This window comes from Spiroplasma sp. ald (genome assembly GCF_044714355.1).
GTDB lineage: Bacteria > Bacillota_I > Bacilli_A > Mycoplasmatales > Mycoplasmataceae > Spiroplasma > Spiroplasma phoeniceum.
Genome location: NZ_RXFY01000106.1, coordinates 1 through 3,321, shown reverse-complemented (window position 1 = coordinate 3,321; position 3,321 = coordinate 1). Strand labels below are relative to the sequence as shown.

The 3,321-nt window shown below is 26.1% G+C and carries 2 protein-coding genes and 1 pseudogene; all 3 read right to left on the bottom strand.

The window, feature by feature from the left end; all coding sequences use genetic code 4:
* Positions 1–71 precede the first annotated feature (71 nt).
* Positions 72–1,235, bottom strand: coding sequence for an ABC transporter permease (locus EHU54_RS05045; RefSeq protein WP_400249278.1), 1,164 nt, complete (start codon positions 1,233–1,235; stop codon positions 72–74).
* A gap of 141 nt (positions 1,236–1,376) precedes the next feature.
* Positions 1,377–2,759 (bottom strand): DEAD/DEAH box helicase, encoded by a 1,383-nt coding sequence (locus EHU54_RS05040; protein ID WP_400249277.1) that lies wholly within the window; start codon positions 2,757–2,759, stop codon positions 1,377–1,379.
* A gap of 352 nt (positions 2,760–3,111) precedes the next feature.
* Positions 3,112–3,321, bottom strand: a pseudogene (locus EHU54_RS05035) (hypothetical protein); the annotation flags it as partial.

The following is a 3,321-nucleotide window of genomic DNA, read 5'->3' as shown; positions in this document are numbered from 1 at the left end:
AGACATAATTAATTAAAATTATAATTTGCTATTAGTATCTTTTTAAAAATATTTACAATTATTTTACTAGGTTATGCAAGAAGTCTATTATAAAAATCCGATAAAATATTAATTTCTTTATCACTATTATTTGTAAATGTAACTTCATTACCGATTGTAGGTTTAACAACATTAAATTTAATTGACTTATAACCATCAAATTCTAATACATTAGTATTAATTAATTTTGCTAATATTGGATAATCATTTGGTGTTTTTTTAACTTCTGTAACAACATCATTTCAAGAAATTGGGTTTCCAGTAGCAGGTAATTTAGTGACCACTAAATCAATATCCCGCGCTAATGAAGTCACATCAAAAGCTTCCATATTTTTACTACTATACGAAAATGATATACTAAGTTTATCGTCAGATACACTTCATACTGGTCAACCAGTCGGATTTAATAAATCATCATATGTTTTTTTAAGATCAAAGTCCTTAAATTTAACAGGATTCTTTGCTAAATCTGCGGTTTTAATCAAATATTGTGATGCTTGACCACCTTTACTTGCATTATAAATAAATGGAATCATCGCTCCAATTACTGTTAAAAAACCAATTGTAAATAAAATACCGATAACACCTTTTGCATTTAATCCTAAAGAAATTAAAATGCCAATTGTGGTTAAAAATAATTGTAAAATAAAACTTGTTAAAATCATAAAGTTAACTTTGCTTAAAATTACTTTTCCAAATGCTGTTCCTTTTGACCCCATTCCGAATGATAAAATTGGTGGTAATAATAAAATAATTAGTGAATAAATTAAGCATAATAACTGTAAAGCTAATCATTTTTCAATAATCATTCTTGTTCGTGAGATTGGAATTGATGAAAAAATTAATAATGTTCCATCATCAATTTCATCACGAATTAACTGTACCGCTTTAAAACCAATAAACATTGATGTTAACCCAAAGTATAACATATATCAAATCCATGAATAAATAGTAAATAATGATTTAGCAGCATAAATATAGTTTCCACTAGCAACATCTCTTATTCCTAAAGCTAATGATAAAACCATAATTATTCCTACTACTAATGTTAAAACAAACATCACTCATGTTGATGGGGCCTTTAACATTTTAATTAAAGTATAACGAAACATTTTTAATGAAAAAAAATGAACTATCTTTTTATTTAATTCCGCTTTTTTCCCTTGCGTTGCTTCGACTGTTTCATTATGAGTCATAATTTCCCTCCTATTTCATTAATTTCATAATATATTTTGTAATTTTAAAAACTACAAAATAATTATAAAAAAAAAAAAAAAAAAAGACTTTTGTTTCTTGTTTAAAAAAATAACATTAACAAAAAACATTAAGTTTTCTTTTTAATCTTTATTAAATAATTTATTTGCTCGTTCTTTTGCTTTTTCTTTTTTAATTTTTTTAATTGATTCTTTAATGTGATTTCGACGAACTTGTTTTTTAAATTCATCAATTTCCGCTTTTCGTTTTTTCTTATAACCAGGTTTAATTTTTTTATTATTATCGTTTGTTTTATAACGATGAATAATTTTATTAATTTCATTCTCAACTGCAAGAGAAGATTGTTTTTTAGGCTTATCATCACTAAGAACTGTTTCAACCAATTCTCCTTGTTGATTTCATTTCTTTGTTTTAAAAGTAATTCCTTTTGTCATTAATTGTTGCACTAAATTTAAATTTTTTGTATCATAAAGAACATAACTATAACCAGTATAATTTGCCCGTCCAGTACGGCCACTACGATGAATATAATATTCGAAATCATTTGGTAAATCAATTGAAATAACATGACTAACACCAATAAAATCAATTCCACGCGCTGCAATATCACTGGCAATAACATACTTATATTCTAAATTTCGAATTCGTTTAACAATTTGTGTTCGTAATCGTGGTTCTAATCCAGCATGTAATTGGATAACAGAATAATTATGTTCTAATAACAAATCATAATACTTATTAATATCTGTTTTTTTATTAACAAAAATTAAACATAAATATGGATCAAATGTTTTTAAAAGTTTTAATAAAATTGTTTCTCGTTCTTGATGTTTTGTTGGAATTAAAATATGTGTAATGTTTTGATTTGTTATTTGATTGGCATTTAAATCTAAATAATGTGGATTTTTTAAATACTTGATTAAAAAAGGTTTTAACTCAGGCGGAATTGTTGCAGAAAAAACAGATACTTGAACATTAGGATTCACTTTGCTTAAAATATAATCAACATTTTCAATAAAACCTAAATCAAAAAGCATATCACATTCATCAATAATAAAAGTTGTTAATTTACCTAAATTTAGACTTTGTTGTTCAAACAAATCTTTTAGTCGCGTTGGAGTGGCAATAATAATGTGGGGTTGAATTCGTTGCAATTGTTCAATTTGACGTTTAATATCTTCGCCACCAATAAAATAATTAACTTGTAAATTTGGTTCAAATTTTTTAAAAAAACGAATATTATCATAAATTTGTTTTGCTAATTCACGGGTTGGGGTTACAATAATAGATTGAATTTTTGCTTGCTCATAATTTATATTATTTAAAATTGGTAAACAAAACGCAAGTGTTTTTCCAGTTCCTGTATGTGCCTTACATATAACATTTTGATGTTTTAATAATAATGGCATTACTTTTTCTTGCACAATAGTTGGTTCAACAAATTTTAATTCAGCAAGGCCTAAATTTAAAAACCGCTTAAAACCAAATTGATTAAAATTACTCATAATTTAACCCCTTTTCTCACCTTCCAAATTATAACATATTTAAAAAATGAAATTATTGCTAATTTCATTATATAACTTTTATTTTTTACCGGTAGTTACTAATTTTTTCACAACTGGTTTTTTATTATCCTGAGCTTTAAAAAGTTTTTCTTCTTTAAGAAAATCTGTTTCAGCATTAACAATTAAATTAGCTCATCGTTCTTGTTCTCGTGCTAATGTTGTGGATGTTTCATGTCCCTTCCGAACNAGCTATATTCATTTTTTTCAGTGCTTTTCTAGCTTGTTTTATTGTTTTTTTTCATTTTTTTCTGTGTGTCTAAATATTCAATTGAATAAGGATGTGTCATTGCTTTTATCATTTTTTTGTAACATATATTCCAATTAAGATTAAAACGGGAGCTGCCACTAATAGCACAATTAATAGACTACCAACTACTTCTGCAAAATTTGTTCCGGCTTCTAATTCATAATTTTGGGGTCATTGAATCACTCCACTATTATTAACATTACCCGGTTGGTGCAACCATGTCATTAAATCAATTCCTTGCACACGATCAGGAAC